Genomic DNA, 20,075 nt, shown 5'->3' on the forward strand with positions numbered 1-20,075 from the left:
GGTTTTTCGTTCAATCCGCACGCTACGCATCCCTACCTTTTTACAAATACGCTTAGCTCATTACTTCTTCATCTGCCCGAGAATCGCGCCGCACTGGTTCTCGTTGCCTTCGGACGGCGAAATCAGCGCCAGCAGCGCCGCGGCGGGCGTGACCAGCGTCGCGAGCGCCGCCGCGACCGCGCCGCGGGCAATCAGCGGCCCAGGCTTCACGCCATAATCCGGGTCTTTAAAGGTGCCGCGCACATACAGCGGCGAGCGCAACGTCACGATGCGTACCCCTTTGCTTTCCGGATTAATGGTGAGATCCAGCCGCTCGTCGGCGAAACTGGTGGTGCCGGTGATATTAATCAGCGCGTTTTCGGTATCAAAGGCGAAAATCTCCGGGCGCGCCACGCCGTTGGTCAGATTCAGGTTCGCCGCCGCGCAGTTGACCCGCACTTCATCGTCGCCAAAAATCTGCCCGACGATAAAGTTACCCACGTTCAGCCCCAGAATTTCCATCAGGTTACGGCTGATAACCCCGTCATTCATCAGCAGCTTCAGGTTGCCGTCACTGGTGCCGAGCAGCGAGGCCACCGAGTTGCCGGTGCCGCGCAGTTTCGCATCGCCGTTCAGTTCGCCAAGCGTACGCTGCATCAGCTCCACGTCCGGCATCAGCTCTTTAAGCTTCAGACGTCGCGCCTGAATGTCCGCCGCGCCCTGCATCGGTTGCTTGTCGCCGTCGAGATGAATATTGGCGTCGATCGTACCGCCCGCCATGCCGAATTTCAGCGGCTTAAGGCGCAAATCACCGTTGGCGAGCAGAATATGGGTGGTGAGATCGCTAATCGGCAGACGGCTGCTGTGCTCAATACGGCGGCCTTTAAAGCGCACGTCGGCATCCATCACGTCCCATTTGTTGGTTTCAAAAGTGTCGTGCGGCAGCACTTTGTCGCCGGGCTGCGCCGGTTTTTCGCCTTTTTTCTGCTCGGAATTTTTGCTCTTCTCCGCCCCGGCGCCGGAATCGACGCCGATCAGCGGGCCAAGGTCGGCAAGCCGCAGCTGGCGCGATTCCAGATCCCCTTCCAGCTTCGGCCGCGGTTTGCGCTGGCTGTAGGTCAGCGAGCCGTGAATATCGCTTTCGCCAATGCGCCCGTTAAAGCCGCGATAGTCATACACCGAGCCTTTATCGCTGTTGATTTTGGCGACCAGCCGGCCATCGGTTTCAAACGGCGGCGTATCGGGCAGCAGCACACCGGTCAGCTCATAGAGATCGCCCAGCGAATTACCGGCGAATTTCAGCTGTAAATCGACGCCCCCCATGTTCATCGGATCGTTAACCGTCCCGACAAACGCCACGCGGGTGTCGCCGGAGCGCAGATCCGCCTGCACCGGGAACGGCGTGCCTTCGCTTTTCAGCGCCAGCATCCCGCCGATTTTCCCTTCGCCGCGCAGCGGCTGATCGTTATAGGTGCCGCGCGCCTTCAGGCCAAACACATAATCGCCGACCTTATCGTTCCCTTTTTTGTCTTTTTCACCGGTCACTTCGTTAAACGGCAGCGGTTTACCGAGCGGATCGATGAGGATCTCCACATCGGCGCGGCTGACGTTATCATCCACCCGCAACCGGCCCTGATCGAACAGGATGTTATCGAGCCGGAAAGACCAGGATGATGGCTGCTGCGTCTCCTCGCCTTCGCTTTGCTTCATGTCGAACGTCCAGTTATTGGTCTTTTCCGACAAACGAATCAGCTGCGCGTCCGGCTTCTGGAATTTAATCCACGGGAGATAGACGGTTTTGGTGAGCAGCGCCAGCGGGGCGAGAGTCGCCTCCACGCGGGGCAGGTGGATCATGGTGACTTGCGGAATATCGGGCGGGTTGCCGAGCACGACATCTTCAGCATGTACGTGCGGCCAGGGCACCCAGCTTCGCCAGCCGGGCTCTTCTTTGTTTCGCTCCCATACCACGCCCAGATCGCCACGTATGGCAAAGGGGCGGTTTAGCTCCGTGGAGACCTTCTGGTTGATGGTCGGCTTAAGCCGATTCCAGTCAAATGTCGCGATAATGATGATTGCGACTACGACCAGCAACAAGAAAACCCCTGCTACCACGCTGATAATTTTAGTTGTTTTCGTCATCCTCACACCTCGTCCTGATGATGCCTGCCTCCACTAAAGATAGTTGACGACAGCGCAAAGCTCATCAGGAGAGTCTGAGTATTACCTTTTCCAGCGTTTCGAATGGCACAGGGCGCGACAGAAAATACCCTTGCGCGGCCAGCGCAGGCGACTGCTGCACATCCCGCCACTCTTCCAGGGTTTCCACGCCTTCGACAATCACGCCTTCGCAGTAGTGATTCATCAGTTGCAACAGCATCGTGAACAGATTGCGGCCTTCGCTGCTCTGACGCAGCATGATAAACAGATCGCGCGCCACTTTGATGTAGTCATAACGCACTTCATTCAGCGCCGAGAAGTTCGCCATACCGGTGCCGAAATCGTCCAGCCACAGCGGGCCGAATTCGCAGAAACTCGCGAACGTCGAGTTTTGCGGCAGGCTGATATGCTCCACCAGTTCAAAACGCACCCACGGCAGCGTTTCGGTCAGGGCGCGGATCTGCGGCATGTCGCGCATGGCCATTAGCGTCGGGCCGTCGACGTTAACGGACGCCAGGATATTATTCGCCGTAAAAAACGGCGCGCGCGATGACAGCACCTGCAGTTGCTCTTCAATCACGTCCACGCGATAACGTACCGGCAGCCCGGCGAAATAGCGGTCTGGCGCGATGCGGCGCGTCGGCTCGCTCGGATGCGTGACGACCGTCAGCAACTCAACCGCCAGCAGACGCCCGTCGGTGCGGTAGATCGGCTGATAGGTATAGGTGCGCTCGCACTGCAGCCAGTAGCGCCGCTCGTGCAGGCTTTCAACACTCGCCGACGGCAACGCCAGCCGGTGAGTGACCTGTTTTAAATTCATGGTAAAGGGTCCTGTTGTGAGATGGCTTACCGGGACTCGTCCTGGAATTATCGGCGCTGCGGTTGAGAACTTTATGCACAGTTGTCCGACCCGCAGGTTTATAAGGAATAACGCTTTTCTTCAGGAATATTGGTGCAGTTCAAAAAATACTGGAACAGCGTTTTAAAAGATTTGACTGCGCGATCGCGGCGGCACACACTAACGTCCATCTTCTCGTTTTCAGGTGAGTCACTATGTCAGAGCAAAAGATTGCCGTGATTGGCGAATGCATGATTGAACTGTCGGAAAAAGGCGCGCAGGTAAACCGCGGCTTTGGCGGCGATACGCTCAACACCGCGGTCTATATCGCCCGCCAGGTGAGCCCGCAGGCGCTGTCGGTGCATTATGTGACCGCGCTTGGCAAAGACAGCTTCAGCCAGCAGATGCTTGACGCCTGGCAGGCCGAAAACGTGCACACCGAACTCACCCAGCGCATGGATAACCGGCTGCCGGGGCTCTATTACATCGAAACCGACGAACGCGGCGAACGCACATTCTGGTACTGGCGCAACGAGGCCGCCGCGAAATTCTGGCTGGAGAGCGACCAGGCCGACGCCATCTGCGCCCAGCTGGCGCAGTTTGATTACCTCTATCTGAGCGGCATCAGCCTGGCGATTTTAAGCCCGCAGAGCCGCGAGAAGCTGCTCGGCCTGCTGAAAGCCTGTCGCGCTAACGGCGGCAAAGTGATTTTCGATAACAACTACCGCCCGCGCCTGTGGGCAAGCCGGGAAGAGACGCAGCAGGTTTACCAGCAGATGCTGGGCTGCACCGATATCGCCTTCCTGACGCTCGATGACGAAGACGCGCTGTGGGGCGAGAAACCTGTCGACGAGGTTATCGCGCGCACCCAGGCGGCGGGCGTGCGTGAAGTGGTGATTAAGCGCGGCGCCGAATCGTGCCTGGTGGCGGTACAGGGCGAGGCGCTCTGTGAAGTGCCTGCGGTGAAATTACCGAAAGAGAGCGTCATCGACACCACCGCGGCGGGCGACTCGTTCAGCGCCGGTTATCTGGCGGTGCGTCTCACGGGCGGCAGCGCCGAAGCGGCGGCGAAACGCGGCCATCTGACCGCCAGCACCGTGATTCAGTATCGCGGCGCGATCATCCCGCGCGAGGCGATGCCGCAATAAACCGTCCCGGTTGATGAGCCCGGCCCCTGCGCCGGGCTTTTTATTTCCGCCACGCATAAAAAACCCGGCCGGAGCCGGGTGGTGATTAATTGCTTTTGTCAGCAGGGGGCGGAATATCGGTGACATCCGGGCGCGGCTCATCCTGCGCAGGCGCCGCCGTTACGGGCGTCATGATGCGATCCCACGTCTCCTGGAGCGCCTTCACGCTGTACTCTTCCTCACCCTTCGGTTGCAGCAGGACCAGCGCCATCTCCTGGGATAACTGCTGGCGTAAATCCTGGTTCAGCTCGGCGGCGGTCAGGTTGTTGAGGAAGCTCTGGCGCAGATTCTGGTACTGCTCCGGCGCGATATCCACCACCTGATTTTGCAGCGAACGCATCCGCTGGTTGATCAGCACATCGGTATCGGTGCGCGCATAGGTGGCGAACAGCTTCTGCAGCTCCAGTTTTTTCTGGGCGATCAGCGCGTTGAACTCATCCACCGACAGTCCTTTCTCACGCACGCCAGCCAGCTCGCGGGCGATCAGCGCCAGGTTGCTGTCGAGTTTATCGTTCGGCGATTCAACGTTAATGGCGCACTGGGCGCGCTGGAACAGCACGCGGCAGTCAAAGCCGATGCCGATATCCTTGATGTTATTTTTGCTCAGGTTCTGCTGGACGTGCCAGAACAGCGCCTCGCGCGCCAGATCCGCGCGCCAGTAACGCTGCAGCGCGGCGGATTCGCGAATCGGCTGCCACGGGTTGTCCCACATAATGGAGAGGCGATCCTGGCGCACGCTGTCGGTCATAATCGCGACCGGCTCGCGGCGCAGCGGCGACAGCGTCGGCACCGGGGCCGGGGTTTCGCGCTTGCCTTTCAGCTCGCCGAACGCTTTGTTGATCTGCTCCGCCACCGCGCGGCTGTCGACGTTGCCGACCACGATAAGCGTCATGGCGTCCGGGGTGTACCACTTTTTGTAATACGCTTTAAGCTGTTGCGCATCTACCGGCTGTTTCAGTTCGACGGAAGGATCGTGGCCCAGCAGCGTGGAGCCTTTCAGACGCTGACGCCACCAGCCATCCTGCGTATCCGGCCAGGTGGCGACCATATCCTGCGTTTGCAGCGCTTTGGTGATGCTTTCCGGCGTAATGGCGACCCGCCCGGCGGTATCGGAGAGATACGTCAGCGCTTCTTTCAGCAGATCGTTGCGGTTATTCGGCAGGCTCAGGTTGAACAGCGTGTAGTCGTAAGAGACCACGACCGGCGGCATCGGGCGTTTGGGATCGATACTCTGCTGCCAGAGCGAGCGCGCCTGCACGGCCTGGAGGCTTCCGCTCTGGGTCAGGGCCAGACGCGGCAGAAAGCGGGTATAGCCGCTCTGCTGGGTATTTTCAGCAAGCGACCCGGCGTTAACGGTCAGACGAATTTCAATGCGATCGCTCGGGCGCTGCGGCGTGGAGAGGATTTGCCACTGAAAGCCATTGCTCAGCGTGCCCTGTTGCCAGGCCGGGTCGGGCTGGAGCGGTTCTGCCTGCACGAGGCTGGCGGCGACCATCAGTAAGCCGCCAGCGATGAGTCGGATTCTTGTGCCCTGCATGTATACCCCTGATCAACATTCCTGGTTAAAAACAGTCAAATGGCGACAAAAGGCTGCTGCGGCCCGTCGCCAAAGATAGCGCTTAAACTTTTCGTAAGACCGCAAAAACGCGGAAATGTCGCGCAATAGAGTGAAATAAAAGTTAATTATGCGCAGGCACCCGCCGCCAGAGCAAGCAGCGGCGGGCTAAAGAGTGAGATCAGGAGGAGATTTGCTGCGTTTTGGCGGCAGAATTCTTGTTATTCAGGGTGTCATGCAGCTGTTTTTCATCAAGCTCTTTCACCCATTTCGCCACCACGACCGTCGCCACGCCGTTGCCTACCAGATTGGTTAACGCGCGCGCTTCAGACATGAATCGGTCGATGCCGAGGATCAGCGCCAGCCCCGCCACCGGCAGATGGCCGACGGCGGAAATGGTGGCCGCCAGCACGATAAACCCGCTGCCCGTCACGCCCGCTGCGCCTTTCGACGACAGCAGCAGCACCACCAGCAGCGTTACCTGATGGAAAATATCCATATGGCTGTTGGTCGCCTGGGCGATAAACACCGCCGCCATCGTCAGGTAAATCGAGGTGCCGTCGAGGTTAAACGAGTAGCCGGTTGGGATAACCAGCCCCACCACCGATTTACGGCAGCCCAGTTTTTCCATCTTATCGAGCATACGCGGCAGCGCGGATTCCGATGACGACGTACCGAGCACAATCAGCAGCTCTTCGCGGATATACCGAATGAATTTGAAGATGTTAAAGCCGGTGGCGCGGGCGATACTGCCCAGCACGACCACCACGAACAGAATACAGGTGATGTAGAAGCAGACGATCAGCTGTCCGAGCTGCACCAGCGTGCCGACGCCATATTTACCGATAGTAAACGCCATCGCGCCGAATGCGCCGATGGGCGCGAGACGCATAATCATGTTGATGATGCCGAAAATGACCTGCGAGAAGCTCTCAATCACGTTGAAAATCAGCTGGCCGTTGCGGCCAAGGCGGTGCAGCGCAAAACCAAACAGCACGGCGAACAGCAGGACTTGTAAGATGTTGCCGCTGGCGAACGCGCCGATAACGCTTGAAGGAATGACATCCATCAGGAACGCGACGATGCCCTGCTGCTGCGCCTGTTCGGCATAGACCGCGACGGCTTTGGCGTCGAGGGTCGCCGGATCGACGTTCATGCCAGCGCCCGGCTGAACCACGTTTACAATGACCAGACCTATGATCAGCGCAATAGTACTGACGATTTCAAAATAGAGCAGCGCAACCGCGCCCGTGCGCCCCACCGCCTTCATGCTTTCCATACCCGCGATGCCGGTTACGACGGTACAGAAAATCACCGGCGCGATAATCATTTTAATCAGCTTCACAAAGGCGTCGCCCAGCGGTTTCATCTGCGCGCCAAGCTCAGGGTAGAAGTGACCAAGCAATATCCCGATGGCTATTGCGGTCAATACCTGGAAATAAAGGCTTTTGAAAATAGAGAGTTTCATAGGGGTGTCCTTGAAGGTAATAACCACAGGAATTGTGTGTGAAAATCCCGCCTGTAGCGCTAAAAGTAACACCCGTAAAACATGTCAGATATATCAGAGCATCAAATAGGAAACATAAATGTTAAAATTTATGAGCTGAAACGCGTCAGCTCCTGGTGCCTTACAGTATTTGCAGCGGTCTCACGGTGCGGAGAGCCATGCGTCTTCAAACGCCGCAGGCGTCGCCGCCTTGCCGAAAAGATAGCCCTGGCCCACCGTGACGCCCGCGTTCAGGAGCCAGTCGCGCTGCGCCTCGTTCTGGATGCCTTCCGCCACCAGTTCAAGGTTAAGCTTTTTCGCCATGCTGATGATGGCTGACACCACGCTGTCATCGTCCGGCAGGCTGTCGATAAAGCTCTTATCGATTTTAAGGCTGTCCACCGGCAGCGCTTTCATCTTCTGTAACTGGCTCAGGCTGGAATATCCCATGCCGAAATCGTCCAGCGCGATGCGCACGCCCGCCTCGCGCAGAGGACGCAGAATGGCGATAGCGGCTTCGGTATCGTCGATGCGCTGGCTTTCGGTCATCTCCAGAATCAGCGTGCCGGGCTTAATGGCGTAACGCTCCAGCCGTTGCAGCATCGTCTGCACCAGATCGCGTTTTAACAACTGCAATGACGATACGTTTACCGACAGCGGCAGCGTAATGCCGTGCGCCTGCCAGCGCGCCAGCAGCTGACACGCCTCTTCCAGCACCCAGTCGCCCACGGTGACGATAAGCCCGCTCGACTCAATGTTATCGATAAAGCCCACCGGTAACGTCCAGTCGCCGTCCGGCTGGCGCTCGCGCAGCAGCGCTTCGGCGCCCACAATGTTGCCGTTGCGCATATCCACCTGCGGTTGCAGCCAGACAGCGTACTGACGGCGCGCCAGCGCGTTTTGCATCGCGCTTTCCGGCGTGTTGGCCGGGGATTCGCCGAAAAACGCCACCTGATTGACGCCGTCGCGCCGGGCGTCGAGCGCGGCGGAAATCGCACTCTGCCAGAGCGTCGACGCGCTCTGGCGGCCATCGAACATCGCCACGCCAATGCTTGCCGGCCCTGTATGGGCGACGCTTTCCGATTCCAGCGGTTCGTTAAGTGCCGCCAGCAGTTGTTGCGTCAGCGTCACGGCGTGTTCCGGGGTTTTCACGCCGTGCGCGATAATCGCGAAATCGTCCTGGCTTATCTGCGCCAGCACCATACGCGGCGTCAGCACCGAGCGCAGCTTATCGACGCGCGCGAGCTGGAGCGCCTCACGCTGCGATTCGTCGACATCGCGAAGCGGCTCGCAGGCCACATACAGCAGCGCCGTCGCGCCGCCGCCCGCCACGGTCTGCTCAAGCAGCGCGGTGAGCAGCGCCTGGTTCGGCAGGCCGGTGAGCGGGAAACGGGTGCCGCTGGTGCGCGCCTCGTCGACCTGCCGCGCCAGCGCCTGCTGGTTGCGGTTATAGGTGCGCACCAGCATGCCGATCTCATCATCCTGATGCAGGCGCGGGATGGCGAGCTGATGATGCGCCAGTTCGTGGGCGTCCAGCGCGCTCAGCGTGCGCGTGATATCCCGCAGCGGGTGGAGGATCAGGCGATTTATGCACCAGGTGATCGCCACCGAGAGGATCAGCGCCAGCAGCAGGAAGGTGGTCAGAAGTGTCGAAATCGCATTGATGATAAAGCGGTACAGGCGCCAGGAGTCGGCCTGCAACACCAGATACGCAAGCGGCTGCGGGTTGGCGGGACGCTCCAGCGAGTAGAGCGGCAGGGAGATCTGCACCGGCAGCTCAAAGACGCGGGCGAGCGTCACCGGAATGGGACGCTCAGGCGTAAAGCGCATGCGCAACGCCTGGAACTGATTGGGCAACACCACATCGGCGCGGCTTATCACGCCGGCGGGTTTGATTTCGCGAAGGATCGCCTCCGCTTCCGGGATATTGGCCTTCAGGATAGCCGCAGAGAGCGGCTGGCGCACCGAGCGGGCGATGCTCTCCATCTGCATGGCGGTGTGGTAGCGATGCGACTGCACGAAATGAAACAGCAAAACGACGCTGAAAATAAAAAGAAAAAAGACGGAAACGGCCGAAACCATCGCCATCTGTTTAATCGTGAGGGAACGACTGACTCGCAACTTGATTCTCCACTGATGCCACTGCCCGCATGATAATCACTCATAATTATCATTGCGGGCGGGAGTATACTGCATTGTTGTGGAATTTAACCGCGCTGCCGGGCCGAACGCGCATTAATCTTATTACCGGTCGGCGTATGGCGTGAGCGTCTGCGGCGGCATATCCATATCGCCCTGCCAGCCGCCCTGCGAGTAGCGGATAAACAGCGAGAAATTGCTTGGCGTGTAATCCTTCGCCTGCTGAATATCGACTGCGGCGCCTACCGACCAGTTCGAGGTAATGCGTCTTTCAATCAGCGCGTTGGCCGTATAACCCCAGCCGCTGCTGCTGCTGCCCTCTTCCAGCGCGTCCTTATCGGCGTAACGGCTTAACGCCGGGTTTTGCGTGTTAATCACGGGCGTCGGGATAAGCCCCGACAGCGGATAACGGCGCCCGGTCTGCGTGCGGGAGTGCGACCACGATCCCGATGCGCCAAGCTCCCATGACCAGTTTTCCGTTCTCATCCGCCAGGCGACCGGCACCGCGAAAGAGACGTACTCCTGCGGGCTGTAGTAGCCGCCCTGGCCTAAAGAATAACCGCTCAAATCTTTCTCATAGTGCCACACCATATTGTTGAGCCCAATGGTGAGGCGCTGATTATTTTCATTAATCAGCTTGTAGTAATAGCCGCTCATCCAGCGTACCCGCCAGTTATCGGCGACGTTTTTACCGGTGAGCTGATCGGCGTTGAGGCTCGCCCAGACGCCATGCGCCTCGCCGCGATCGTAGCTGAGACTCGCCCCGCCGCCAGTGGCGCGCACACCGCCCCACGTCGTGCCAGTATTAGAAGGCGCGTCGCGCTGCCCGCCAAAAGCCAGCATGGAGCTCGAAATCGGGCGGCGGTGCGCGTTAAGCGTATAGCCAATCGGTCCCAGATCGCTGCTGTAGCTTAAGCCGCCCACCACGTCGACGACATCAAAGCCTATCGGCGTAGTGCCGATATCCATATCCCAGATGTCGTTGCGCCAGCCCGCCGCCACGCTCACGCCGGAGGCGCGCTGTTTCGCGTTGCCGGAGCAGGGCGTTTCGGCGCAGGTGCCCCAGGTCTCGCTGTAGCTGTTGCCGTTAAAACTGCCCGGATTCATATTCACCGCATCGGTACGCAGGAACAGTCGCCCGTCGCGCAGCGGCGCGTCCACCTGCAACATCGTGGTGTTCGCTTTCAGATCCGAATATCCCGGCGTACCGCTGGAGCCCCAGTAGTCGTGCTGGAGCGTGACGTTTAAATCCTGCTGGCGATAGAGATCCGCCGCATCGCCGCGCACGCTGCGCTTGAGCCAGTCATCGCTGGCGTCGTTGCGGGTCAGACGCGTAAAGGCGTCGTTATCAGCGGGCCGCGTCGGCGTGATGCCGGAGGCGACCATCGCGTCGCGATAGGTCTGCAAGGCCTGCTGCGGCTGCCCGCTCTGGCGCTGAAAGCGCGCCGCGTCGCGCAGCACCAGCGCGGTTTCCTGCGATGGCGGCTGCGTTTTCGCGGTAGCGGCCAGCACTGCGAAAGCCTGCTGCGCGCGCGCCGTGTCGCCAAGCGCCGCTTCGGCATTGGCGATGCGCCGCTGCGTGCCCGGCGAGCGGGGTTCGCCGCCCGCGGCAGGCGTCTGCAGCGCCGCGAGCTGCTCGCGCGCCGCCCCGTTATCGCCGTCGGCGATTAACGCTTCCGCAAGCCCCAGCCGGGCCTCTTCGCTGGCGGGCGAGCGTTTCAGTACCGTCTGGTACTGCGCGCGCGCCGCGGCGTTATCGCCGCGCTGCTGCGCCCAGTCGGCGAGCGTTAAATCGATACGGTCGGAGGCGGGCTGCTGGCGCAACAGCGCGATGGCCTGCGCCTCCTGCCCGTTGTCGCGCAGACGGTTGGCCGTCTCCATCAGTTCATTGGTCTGCAAGCGCTGCGACAGCTCGAGAATATTCGGCGTCCATTTGTCGCGCGCGAGCGTAGCGAGATGGCTCTGCGCGGCGCGCTGACGATCGCTGCCGGAGAGATAAAGCCCGTAAGCGTAAACCTGCTCCGGGTCGCCCGCCTTACGCTGCGCCAGTTGCCCCATCACGACATCAGCCTCGCGGCGCTCTCCGGCAGCGGCCAGATCGCTTGCCAGCCGGTAGGTTATCCAGACGCTCTCCGGGTCGAGCGCCAGACGCTGGCGCTGCAGCGCGGCGGCATCCGCGAAGCGCCCTTCAGCCTCCAGTGCGGAGGCCTGCTGCTCCAGCCGGTCGTTCGTCAGGCTGCGTTCGATATCCTCAATGCTGCGGCGCTGGCTGGCGGAGAGCGTGGCGATAAAGGCGTCTGCCCGCTCCGGCGACTGACGACGATAGAGATTGGCGAGCCCGCGCACCGCGTTGCTGTTGGTGTTATCCATGCGCAGCGCCTGCCGGTAATAACGCTCGGCCGCCGCGTCGTCTTTCTTCGCCACGGCGACGTCGCCCAGGCCAAGCACCGCGTAGCTGTCGGTGTTATCCACCGCCGCGGCCTGCTGATATTTCTGCTGCGCCTGCGCCAGATTGTTGGCTTTCAGCGCCGCGTCGCCCTGCTGTATCAACAGCCAGTAGCGGTTCACCTGCAGCAGGCTCTGCCAGCGGCCGCTGTTGGGGCTGTTCGGATCCTGTTTCAGCGCCTGCTCCAGCAGCGGCACGGCGCGCGCGCGGTTGCCCTGCTGGGAGTACGCCTGCGCGAGCGCGCCCAGCGCTTCGCTGTCATTCGGGTTGGCTTTTACCGCGGTGGTGAGTTCCGTGACGGCTTTCGCGCCCTGGCCTTCTTCCACTCGCGCCATGCCCTGCATCCTGGCGCGATAAGCCGGATCGGCGAGTTTGCTTTGCTGTTCGGCGAGCAGCCCTTTGGCTTTATCGGCGGTTTCGCCGCTGCTGAACACCTGTAAGAAACGCTCCAGCGCGGCGACGCTGTTATCGCTCGCGGGCATGCCCTGGATCTGCTGATACCAGAGATCCGCCGCCGTTTCGCGTCCGCCGCCCGATTTCGCCATCTGCTCCAGCACGCTGAAGCCCTCCTGCTGGCGGTTGGCGGAAAAGAGCTGTAACGCCAGCTGCGTGCGTAGCTGATCATTGCCCGGCGCGCGGGCGTTCAGCGCCTGCATCTGACGAATGGCCTCGTCGCGCTGCGCCGGATCTTTCGCCACCAGCGCCCAGTATTCAACGGCCAGATCGCCATCCGGCGGCGCGCCGTTAAAGAGTTTCTGATACGCCGCCAGCGCCTCCTGCGTGTGCCCGGTCGTGCCGAGCAGACGCGCCTGTTGCAGCTGCTGGCGCCCTTCCGGCGACGCCAGCGCCAGCGTAATGCGCGCCTGCTGATAGGCTGAGGATTGCGGGGCGAGCTTGCCTAAACGCGCGAACTGCTGCTGCGCGCCCGCGTTATCGCCCTGACGCAGCAGATAACGCATTTTGGCGGCGATAACGTCCGGGTCGTCCGGGCTCATCAGCTCCAGACGATAGAGCGACTGGCGCACCAGATCGTCACGTTTGGCGGATTCGCCAAGCCGCACCTGTTCGAGCAACTGCTTCCTGATATCCGGCTGCGCCTGCGCCTGCCCGCAGAGGGCGACGCCAAGCGCCAGCGCGGTAATACTTAACGCGAACTTGTGCATGACTCTCCCCAGGCGGGTTGCAGCTCACCGTCGACGGTGAAGCGAAAACGGTGTTCATCCCATCCCTGGCCAAACAGGGTTAATACATAGCTAAAGTAGGCGTCCTGCTGCGGATAGTTATCCGCCACCCGCTGGCGTTGCAGCGCCTGGATATCGCGGTTTTGCAGGAAGGGCAGCAGCGCGGCGGAGAAGCCTACCGGCCCGTTGCCCTGGGTTTTGCCGTCGATAATGCGCACTTTTTCCGGCGGCACGCCCGCTTTGGTGGTGACGGTTTCCATCGGGCTGAGTTTTTTGAGCAGCGGCGCCTGCTGTTCATCCGCCGGGTTCATCATGCCGACCCACAGATAAACGCGGATCGCGTCGTAGCTGCCGATAAGCGGCTTTTGCGGCGCCGCAGGCTTCATCACCCAGCCTTTCTTCGCGTCAAAGCTGACCCAGTCCGGCGAAAACCCTTCCGGCGCGGTTTCCAGCAGCAGACGCAGGTTGGTATCGCGGATGACCGTCCAGGGCTTGCCGTAACGGGTGAAATAGCGCGCCAGCTGCGGCGGCATATAGCTCGGGTTAAAACGCCAGAGCGTCGGCTCGGCGAAGCTGACTTTGCCCGGCAGCAGCATGTCGCCAAGCGTCGGCACATTCACCACTTCTTCTTTGCCGATGCGGTCCAGCAGCGCCTTGCCGGTGTCGCTGTAGCGCGGCTCTTTCCATAAACGCCCGGCCTCCAGCAGGCTCCAGGCTATCCACAGATCGGCGTCCGAGGCGGAGTTGGTGTCGAGCACCGTCCACTCATCCTGCCCTTTCATCCCCCACAGCCAGGCGGGCAGCGTGTTTTTCAGCGAGCCTTCGGCGAGGTTGTTTTCGGTCCACAGCAGAATTTTGTCGAACGCCTCGCGGTCATTGGCCGCGAGGGCGAAGAACAGCGCGTAGCTCTGCCCTTCTGACGTCGTAATTTTGCGCGGATCGCTCGGGTCAATCACGCGCCCTTCTTCGCTGATATAGCCGCCTTTAAAACGGTCCCAGTCGGGCCAGCTACAGGCGGCGTGGGCTGACGCTGTCGCCAGCAGCAGCCCTGCCGTAAGCCATCTGCACAGATTTTTCATGACGCGTTACTCATGGTTGCCCGGATCAAGACGGCGACGGCTCAGGATACGCAGCAAACGCCACAGCACCCACGCCAGCAACACGACGCTGATGGCCGCGAAAATCGCCAGCAGGATCGGGTGGTTCGCCAGCGCGTACCAGATGCGATCAAACCACGGCAGATGACCGACGTAGTAGACGTCGCCCACGCGCAGGCTGTTGACGCCCGATTCCCGGATAACCGCGACAGAGCCATACATCGCGGCGCGTTTACCGCTGTCGTTAAGCGCATTGTTCAGCAGTTCATAACCGCGCGGGCTATCCGCCAGCAGCGCCACGACGCTGCGCTGATCGTGATACGGCGACTGGAAGCCCACGACTGCGGCCATCGGCCCGGATGAAGTCACCTGCGTTTGCACCTGCGGCTGGCGGTCGCGGTCGTCGGTATCGATAAGCGTCACGTCGCGCGTCGGGGTTTTCACCCAGCTTTGCGTGGCGTTCACCAGCATATCGATGCGTTTTTCATCTTTCAGCGAGGCCGGCAGCGAACCGATCACCAGAATATCGGCGTCTTTGTTCTGCATGTCGCCGCCATCGTTGGTGATGGTGAGGTTAACCGCCGGGAAACCGGTTTGCGCGCCGATGGTGCCCGCCGCGCCCAGCAGCGTGGTGAGCTGCGCCGGGTTCGGCTGTTTCGGCATCACGATAAGCGTATCGGAGAGATCCGCCATACGGCTGAACGGGAAACCGGCGTTAGCGAAAGAGCGCAGATCCGGCATCGCGATAAAGTGATGGTAGTTCGAGAAATCCAGCGTGGAGTCGTCGCCCACCACCACGCGGTTCGGCACCGTCTGGAAGGTTACGCAGTTATCCAGCGTGCCGCCCGGCAGCGGGTTGGTATATTCAAAATCGAAACGCAGCTGGTTCGCCGCGCCGAGGCGCAGCGTCGGCAGCGTCACTTCGGTTTTGCCGTCCAGCAGCCCCTGTAGCAGCGGCAGACGCAGCATCAGACGGTTGGTTTCATCTTTCGGCATCAGCGTGAAGGATTGCAGGAACTGGTTGTTCAGGCTGATATCCATCCGCGAGTTGTCGCGCGTGGCGGGCGACGTATAGCGGTAGTTCAGACGCATGTCGATGCCGTTGCTGCGCAGCAGATAGAGATCCGGCGGCAGGTTAAGCGTCAGCGAAATCGGGTTCGGCTCAAGCCCGGTCGCCTGCAACTGCTCTTCATAGTTCTTCAGCTCGCCAAACGTGACGGCGCGATCGGTGCGCACCCAGTTCGGCGCATCGTAAGGCTGGCGCGCCAGCAGCGGTTTCACCTCGCCCACTTCGACGCTGTCGCCGCGGAACAGCAGACTGCCCTGCGCAATGCCTCTGGCGGCCTGGAGTAAATCGTGGTCATCGCGTCCTTCAATCACCAGCAGCTTCACCCACGGAGTTTGCGGGTGGCTCATCATGCGGACCATCGGGCCTTTGGCCGGCGGCAGATCGCGCAGGAAATCGGGGCGTTTATCGTTAGTGGCGAACACGACCGCGTGGCGCGTCGGAAGCGCGTTATAAAGCACCGGGAAGCGCTGGCCGCGCCAGCCGGAGCGGGAGCCGAACCAGGAGGAGACGATGCTCGCGGCCTGCTGGGTCGCGAGATCCGGCGCCCCGGCAAACACCATCGGCAGCTCCAGCGGGCGGTTATCGCGCGAGTCAAAGAACGGCACCGGGAAGTGCGACAGATCGTTTTGCAGTTGCAGCGTCTGGATGGTGAGGTTCAGCGCGCTGTTGCGTCCGATATCCATCCACAGCGTGTTGCTGGCCTGGTTTTCGCACACGTCGCGATAGTGGCCGACAAACTCCAGACGCACACGGTTGAAATCGCTGACATAGAGCGGATCGATAGGCACCTGGGCGGTGGTTTTCTTGCCAAGCTGCTCTTTGGTCACCGGCAGGACATCCATCAGTTCATCGTTCAGATAAACCTTCAGCTGCGACTGTACCGGCAGCAGCGACGGCGACGGGGTGTAGGTCAGGTTCAGCGTCGCTTTAGAGATAATTTCATCGCTGCGCATCCCGAATTCGATAAAACCGTCCGGGTTAAGGCCTTTAAGAACCATGCTGCCCGGCGGCGGCGCGATGCTGGCGAAACTGAGCGTGACGTCGCGCGCGGGCGCGCCATCCTGGACGACGGGCGCGCCGGCGCCTTCAACGCCCGGCATCACCTGGCCGAGCACCGCCCCTTCCGTCGCAGGCGCAGGCTCGGTGCCTGCCACCGGCGGCGTGGCGGGCGTTAACGCCTCGGTACGCGCAGGGGTGGCGGTCATCACGCCCTGAGTCGCAGGGGCGACCACCGGCGCGGTCGGCGCGGCGGTGGCGTTGGGATCGTTGGTGGCTTCAGGCGCGCCGTAGGCGCCAGGCAACAGGCTCATTCCAACCGCCACGGCGCACATCCAGGAGAGTTTTCTTTTCATCGCATATTCATCATTGTTGAGCCATAACCGGGAGCGCACGCTCCCCCAAAGCCGTCCGCTCGGGACGACGGGGGATAAACGACACTATCCAGGAAACCAGCGTGGTAAGGGTGCGAAAGACAATTTTGAGTGACGCTGGCGCGAATTCCGCCAGGTGGCGATACCCTCTGAAGCCGAGCTTGAGGATATCGAGCATGCTTTCCAGCGGTTTGTCTTCCGGGAAACTGTCCTGCCAGAGCGCCCAGGTGTCGGCGCGCGCGAAGGTACATTGTACAAAATCGATATGCTGACGCGTGGTCAGGCCGTCGAGGTTGAGGCCGATTTCGTCGCCGAAGACGCGCACGACTTTCGCCGGGAAGACATACTCCTGCGCCCCGCGTTTCATCAGCAGGTTCACCTTCTGCCCCTGCAACAGTTGCGCGCCGCCATGCACTTTAATGCCAAGGCCGCCGTCGGAGTAATCCTGCACCGTACAGGAGAAGAGATGGCCATCTTCGCGGGCGATCGCCGCCGGCATCACCATCTCCACGCGATGGGCGCGGCGCACCTGTTTGCTTTCCACCGACACCGCCACCGCGCCGCCGAGGATAATCAGGTTGTAGAAGACCCAGACGATACTGACGATAACCGTCAGCATCTCGTTGGCCGGGCCGTAGAAGTAGCGCCAGACGCCGACCAGCACGCCGAGCAGGTTTATCAACACCAGCATCAGGTACGGGCGCGAAATCACCCAGTCGACATACTCTTCTTCCACCAGCCCGCCTTTGGCGGTGACGTTAAACTTCCCTTTATGCGGGTTGAACAGCGCCACCATCGTGGGCCGCGTAATATACCAGGCGAGCACCGTTTCATAGATTTCGCTCCAGAACGAGTGGCGATATTTGCCCTGGATTTTGGAGTTGGTCAGGCTGGCGTGCGCCATGTGCGGCAACACGAACAGCGCAATCATCAGCGCCGGGGCGTAGATGATGTAGGCGTGCAGCAGCAGGAACGCCAGCGGCGCGGTCAGGAAGATAAGCCGCGGCACGCCGGAGAGGAAGTGCAGCATCGCGTTGACGTAACACAGCCGCTGGCCGAGCTTGAGCCCTTTGCCAAAAAGCGGGTTATCGAGACGGAAAATCTGCACCATGCCGCGCGCCCAGCGGATACGCTGGCCGATATGCGCCGAGAGGCTTTCGGTGGCCAGCCCCGCCGCCTGCGGGATACGCATATAGGCGGAGGTGTAGCCGCGCCGGTGCAGACGCAACGAGGTATGGGCGTCTTCGGTGACGGTTTCCACCGCGATGCCGCCGATCTCATCCAGCGGGCCGCGGCGGATCACAGCGCAGGAGCCGCAGAAAAAGGTCGCGTCCCACATGTCGTTGCCGTCCTGCACCAGGCCGTAGAACAGCGTCCCTTCGTTCGGGGTTTTACGAAAACGCCCGAGGTTGCGCTCAAACGGGTCCGGCGAGAAGAAGTGGTGCGGCGTCTGCATCATCGCGAGCTTTTTGTCTTTCAGGAACCAGCCCAGCGTGAGTTGCAGGAACGAGCGCGTCGGGACGTGGTCGCAGTCGAAAATCGACACGAAATCGCCTTTCGCGAGCTTCAGCGCGTTGTTGATATTGCCCGCTTTGGCGTGCTCGTGGGTTGGCCGCGCCACATACTCCACGCCGACCGACTCGGCGAAGCGGCGAAACTCCTCGCGATTGCCGTCATCCAGTATCCAGATTTTAAGCTTGTCTTTCGGCCAGTCGATGCCAAGCGAGGCGTAAATCGTGTTTTTCACTACGTGCAGATCTTCGTTATAGGTCGGCACGAAAATATCGACCGACGGCCACGTTTTCAGATCTTTTGGCAGCGGCACCGGCTGGCGGTTGAGCGGCCAGATCACCTGGAAGTAGCCGAGCACCAGCACCACCCACGCGTAGGTTTCGGCCACCAGCAGCACCAGGCCGCACACCAGGCTTACCGGATCGTTCCAGTTCAGCGTCGAGGTGTAGCGCCACCAGATGTAGCGGCAGGAAACGGTCAGCGACAGCACAATCAGCATCAGCGCCGAGAAACGGCCCGGCATACGGCGCACCAGCAGCGCCACGCCCCAGAGCAGCATCAGGAAAATAAACTGCGACAGCGGGTTAAACGGCTGCGTCACGCACAGGAGCGCCAGCACCAGCGAGAAAAAGACCACCACGCCCAGCACGACGCGCCGCAGGCGCTCATTGATATGGCCCAGCTCTTTCTGTTCGTTCAGGTGGTCGGTTTCGTCGCTGAAGCGCTGCGGGAGGGTTTCCAGCCAGAGGTTAAAACGCTCCCGCCAGACCTGTACCTTTGAGACGGGCCGCCAGCGCGGCGCGCCGACGGCGCGCCAGGGCCGCAGCGCTACCAGCCATAACGCCTGGAGCAGATAACGCACCGTGTCGAGCGGACGCGGACGGTCGGGATGAATATGCGGAAACAGCAGCGCGTGCTGCGCGCGGATAGCCTGCCAGCGCGGGTTTTCCAGCGGCAGAAACAGCCAGGCGAGCGTCAGCCAGAGGCAGCCCAGCGCCGCGCTGAACGGCGGCGCGCCATTGCGGCGATAGGTAATATAACGCTCGCGCAGCCGCGCGCGAACCGGCGGCGCAAGCACCAGCGCGGAGAGGCTTATCATGCGCCTTCACTCCCGTAATGCAGCAAACACCAGTTCGCCAGCGTGACAATCTCTTCCGCCACCAGCGAATCCGGGCGGTATTCGCCCACCGGCTGTTTGGCGGCGAAGCTCTCCATCATCGCTTCGTCGCGATGCACCGCGACCGGCACCAGATGGCGCTGCGTTTGCAGCCAGAGCTGCCAGATGTCGTTCTGCACCTGGCTTGAAATCAGGCGGAAATTCGCCAGCAGATCGCAGCCGCCCGGCAGCGCCTGCTGATGTAAGCGGGCATGGCAGTTAGCGTCGGGCTGCACCACGCAGAGCGTGCGGTCGGCCACCTGCAACAGGCTGCGGGTCACGGCGTCAAAACCGCACGGCAGATCCAGCAGTATCCAGCGCCACTGGCCGCTCGCCTTGAGCGTTTGAAGATGCTGCGCGAACGCGCCGAGCGCAGGCGTTACGTCGTTTTCCCGCTCCGCCTGACGCAGCGCGCCGTACGGCAGGACGTCCAGCCCCGGCGCGTAACGCCAGGCGGTGGACTGCCAGGGTTTATCGTCCAGCAGCGCGCGCGCCCAGCCTTCGGCGTGGTCGAAATCGATATTAAAAGAGAGGCGCAGCAGGTTATCCGGCGAGGCGTCAATCACCAGCACCGATTCGCCCAGCTGATGCAGCGCCCAACCGAGCGCCGCCGTTAAGGAGGTGGTCCCCACGCCGCCACGTACGCCCTGTAATGCCAGAACGGTCATCCTTGCGCTCCTGAATCACGACGCGCTAATTCCGCCAGCAGCGGCCAGCGCGCAATTGCCGTCGCGAGTTGTTCACGTTGCGATATATCGGTGTAGTCGAGATCTGGAAGTGAAAACACGCGGCTGAGCGCTTCAAAATCATTCTGGAAGGTATAGCCACGATCGGGCTGGCGTGCGGCCTTAGCGTCATTCTCAGGCATATATTCTATTTTTCCTTAGAGCAATATCACTAAAG

At 61.0% G+C, this 20,075-nt stretch carries 12 protein-coding genes; 1 reads left to right on the top strand and 11 read right to left on the bottom strand.

Translation table 11 applies throughout. The features are described 5' to 3' along the window. Positions 1-60: 60 nt before the first annotated feature. Together AFK65_RS18755 and pdeH are read right to left on the bottom strand one after the other, a co-directional pair. Entirely contained in the window at positions 61-2,118 is a 2,058-nt protein-coding gene (locus tag AFK65_RS18755; RefSeq protein ID WP_038858672.1) for an AsmA family protein, read from the bottom strand. 64 nt (positions 2,119-2,182) lie between these two features. Beyond that, positions 2,183-2,956: a cyclic-guanylate-specific phosphodiesterase gene (gene pdeH / locus AFK65_RS18760; protein ID WP_007702972.1), complete on the bottom strand. Its 774-nt coding sequence runs from the start codon at positions 2,954-2,956 to the stop codon at positions 2,183-2,185. A gap of 233 nt (positions 2,957-3,189) precedes the next feature. On the opposite strand from pdeH, the gene kdgK reads away from it, so the two are divergent. Then, a complete protein-coding gene (kdgK, locus tag AFK65_RS18765; protein ID WP_007702976.1) occupies positions 3,190-4,122 on the top strand; it encodes a 2-dehydro-3-deoxygluconokinase in 933 nt (310 codons plus the stop codon). 85 nt (positions 4,123-4,207) lie between these two features. Here the strand turns inward: kdgK and AFK65_RS18770 are convergent, their stop codons facing one another. The 9 genes from AFK65_RS18770 to bcsR form a co-directional block, all read right to left on the bottom strand. Further along, on the bottom strand, positions 4,208-5,698 hold the full coding sequence (locus AFK65_RS18770; protein WP_038858670.1) for a M16 family metallopeptidase: 1,491 nt from the start codon (positions 5,696-5,698) through the stop codon (positions 4,208-4,210). 199 nt (positions 5,699-5,897) lie between these two features. Next, positions 5,898-7,184, bottom strand: coding sequence for a dicarboxylate/amino acid:cation symporter (locus AFK65_RS18775; protein ID WP_007702980.1), 1,287 nt, complete (start codon positions 7,182-7,184; stop codon positions 5,898-5,900). A gap of 180 nt (positions 7,185-7,364) precedes the next feature. Beyond that, the gene (locus AFK65_RS18780; RefSeq protein ID WP_038858668.1) at positions 7,365-9,323 is read right to left on the bottom strand and encodes a sensor domain-containing phosphodiesterase; all 1,959 of its coding nucleotides are present in this window, start codon (positions 9,321-9,323) and stop codon (positions 7,365-7,367) included. Between the two features lie 123 nt (positions 9,324-9,446). Continuing rightward, on the bottom strand, positions 9,447-12,950 hold the full coding sequence (bcsC, locus tag AFK65_RS18785; RefSeq protein WP_038858666.1) for a cellulose synthase complex outer membrane protein BcsC: 3,504 nt from the start codon (positions 12,948-12,950) through the stop codon (positions 9,447-9,449). Next, complete coding sequence (gene bcsZ, locus AFK65_RS18790) at positions 12,932-14,047, bottom strand: cellulose synthase complex periplasmic endoglucanase BcsZ (RefSeq protein ID WP_038858663.1); 1,116 nt, start codon at positions 14,045-14,047, stop codon at positions 12,932-12,934. The genes bcsC and bcsZ overlap by 19 nt, the downstream gene beginning before the upstream one ends. A 6-nt stretch (positions 14,048-14,053) precedes the next feature. Further along, complete coding sequence (bcsB, locus tag AFK65_RS18795; RefSeq protein ID WP_071602578.1) at positions 14,054-16,486, bottom strand: cellulose biosynthesis cyclic di-GMP-binding regulatory protein BcsB; 2,433 nt, start codon at positions 16,484-16,486, stop codon at positions 14,054-14,056. 10 nt (positions 16,487-16,496) lie between these two features. Beyond that, complete coding sequence (bcsA, locus tag AFK65_RS18800) at positions 16,497-19,115, bottom strand: UDP-forming cellulose synthase catalytic subunit (protein ID WP_038858661.1); 2,619 nt, start codon at positions 19,113-19,115, stop codon at positions 16,497-16,499. Then, entirely contained in the window at positions 19,112-19,840 is a 729-nt protein-coding gene (bcsQ, locus tag AFK65_RS18805) for a cellulose biosynthesis protein BcsQ (protein WP_038858660.1), read from the bottom strand. Before bcsQ ends, bcsA begins: the two co-directional genes overlap by 4 nt. Next, positions 19,837-20,040: a cellulose biosynthesis protein BcsR gene (gene bcsR, locus AFK65_RS18810; protein ID WP_007703012.1), complete on the bottom strand. Its 204-nt coding sequence runs from the start codon at positions 20,038-20,040 to the stop codon at positions 19,837-19,839. The genes bcsQ and bcsR overlap by 4 nt, the downstream gene beginning before the upstream one ends. Positions 20,041-20,075 lie beyond the last annotated feature (35 nt).

The sequence above is a fragment of the Cronobacter universalis NCTC 9529 genome, assembly GCF_001277175.1.
Lineage (GTDB): Bacteria > Pseudomonadota > Gammaproteobacteria > Enterobacterales > Enterobacteriaceae > Cronobacter > Cronobacter universalis.

What these genes read in the sequence shown, in the direction of transcription:
- AFK65_RS18755 (WP_038858672.1), bottom strand. Translation starts at nt 2,118, where the DNA reads ATGACGAAAACAACTAAAATTATCAGCGTGGTAGCAGGGGTTTTCTTG.
- pdeH (WP_007702972.1), bottom strand. Translation starts at nt 2,956, where the DNA reads ATGAATTTAAAACAGGTCACTCACCGGCTGGCGTTGCCGTCGGCGAGT.
- kdgK (WP_007702976.1), top strand. Translation starts at nt 3,190, where the DNA reads ATGTCAGAGCAAAAGATTGCCGTGATTGGCGAATGCATGATTGAACTG.
- AFK65_RS18770 (WP_038858670.1), bottom strand. Translation starts at nt 5,698, where the DNA reads ATGCAGGGCACAAGAATCCGACTCATCGCTGGCGGCTTACTGATGGTC.
- AFK65_RS18775 (WP_007702980.1), bottom strand. Translation starts at nt 7,184, where the DNA reads ATGAAACTCTCTATTTTCAAAAGCCTTTATTTCCAGGTATTGACCGCA.
- bcsC (WP_038858666.1), bottom strand. Translation starts at nt 12,950, where the DNA reads ATGCACAAGTTCGCGTTAAGTATTACCGCGCTGGCGCTTGGCGTCGCC.
- bcsZ (WP_038858663.1), bottom strand. Translation starts at nt 14,047, where the DNA reads ATGAAAAATCTGTGCAGATGGCTTACGGCAGGGCTGCTGCTGGCGACA.
- bcsB (WP_071602578.1), bottom strand. Translation starts at nt 16,486, where the DNA reads ATGAAAAGAAAACTCTCCTGGATGTGCGCCGTGGCGGTTGGAATGAGC.
- bcsA (WP_038858661.1), bottom strand. Translation starts at nt 19,115, where the DNA reads ATGATAAGCCTCTCCGCGCTGGTGCTTGCGCCGCCGGTTCGCGCGCGG.
- bcsQ (WP_038858660.1), bottom strand. Translation starts at nt 19,840, where the DNA reads ATGACCGTTCTGGCATTACAGGGCGTACGTGGCGGCGTGGGGACCACC.
- bcsR (WP_007703012.1), bottom strand. Translation starts at nt 20,040, where the DNA reads ATGCCTGAGAATGACGCTAAGGCCGCACGCCAGCCCGATCGTGGCTAT.